The 1,150-nt window shown below is 67.4% G+C and carries 2 protein-coding genes and 1 pseudogene; all 3 read right to left on the bottom strand.

Going from position 1 to position 1,150, the window contains the following annotated elements:
- Positions 1-144 precede the first annotated feature (144 nt).
- A complete protein-coding gene (locus AB0E14_RS39790; RefSeq protein ID WP_362430492.1) occupies positions 145-330 on the bottom strand; it encodes a transposase in 186 nt (61 codons plus the stop codon).
- Between the two features lie 158 nt (positions 331-488).
- On the bottom strand, positions 489-599 hold the full coding sequence (locus AB0E14_RS39785; RefSeq protein WP_362430489.1) for a hypothetical protein: 111 nt from the start codon (positions 597-599) through the stop codon (positions 489-491).
- Positions 600-696: 97 nt separating this feature from the next.
- Positions 697-786: pseudogene (locus AB0E14_RS39780) on the bottom strand (hypothetical protein); the annotation flags it as partial.
- Positions 787-1,150: the final 364 nt, after the last annotated feature.

The following is a 1,150-nucleotide window of genomic DNA, read 5'->3' as shown; positions in this document are numbered from 1 at the left end:
AAAACCCACCCCATCATGCGCCAACAGCCCACCAACCACACCCGACCGGGCACAACCCACCGACCACACCCACCAGCATCCACACCCCAACAGCCCTTGACCACACACCCACACACAGCCCGCATCACCCACAGAGGGCCGGTATTAGTTTCGAGTGGTCCGCGACGTCGACAGCCGGAGCGAGGCCCTGGTCAGGTAGATCACGCAGGTCTGGGCGGTCGCCGTCGGCCAGGTCGCGGTGACCGCGGCGGGTAGGTCCTTCAACCCGTCACAGGCCACGATGCAGACGTCCTCGATGCCCCGGTTCCGCAGCTCGGAGAGGACCGCCATCCATGTGGTGGCGCCTTCGCCTTCGGAGCCGACCTACAGGCCGAGGACGCCTTTGCGGCCGTCCATGTCGACGCCGAGGGCACCGACCTGGAGCGGATCTTCACCCCCAGCGCGTTGATGTAGATGATCGGCCAGACCGCGTCGAGGTGCCGGTTCTGTCAGCTCACGGGCTCGTCGACCACGGCGTCGGTCACCTTGCTGATCAGGTCCGGGCTGACTTCGACCCCGTAGATCTGAGCGACCTGGGAGCGGATGTCGCGCACGCTCATGCCGCGGGCGTAGAGGGAGAGGATCCGGTCTTTGAAACCCGGCGAGGCGGCGGGCGTTCTCCGGGACCAGGCGTGGTTCGAAGTCGCCGTTGCGGTCCCGAGGAATCGCCAGCGTGACGGCGCCGGCATCGGTCAGGAGCGTCTTGGGCGACGTCCCGTTGCAGGGGAGTTCCCATGACCTGCCCAATCTCCGCGCTCGTAGCCGAAGTGCTCCCTCATCTCGGCCTCCAGGGCCCGCTCGAGGACCGCCTTGGTGATCTCGGTCAGCAGCCCGCCCTCACCCAGCAGAGCGGCCCCGGGAGGCATCAGCCTTGTCGAGCAGCCGCTCGACCACCTCGTCCACTGTCGCGTCCTTTGCCGCGGACGCGCCCGCTTCGCCTTTGTCTGCCGTGACTTGTCCGATCCGCCTGGCCCACAGGCCCGAGGCCGAGCCCCGGGCCAGGCTTCCGCATCACGGAGCTTCTTCAGAACGGCCACGATCGGGTGACGGCCTGATCCACGGAGGCCGAGCGCGACCGCAGATCAGAGACGGATCAACTCCACAGAGCCGT

The organism is Streptomyces sp. NPDC047981, assembly GCF_040653315.1.
Classification (GTDB): domain Bacteria; phylum Actinomycetota; class Actinomycetes; order Streptomycetales; family Streptomycetaceae; genus Streptomyces.
Note: the sequence above shows the minus strand (reverse complement) of the source record. Positions and strands in the feature narration are given on the sequence as shown.

Excerpts from the sequence above, each read along its gene's own strand:
- AB0E14_RS39790 (WP_362430492.1), bottom strand. The coding sequence starts at position 330 with ATGGCGGTCCTCTCCGAGCTGCGGAACCGGGGCATCGAGGACGTCTGC.
- AB0E14_RS39785 (WP_362430489.1), bottom strand. The coding sequence starts at position 599 with ATGAGCGTGCGCGACATCCGCTCCCAGGTCGCTCAGATCTACGGGGTC.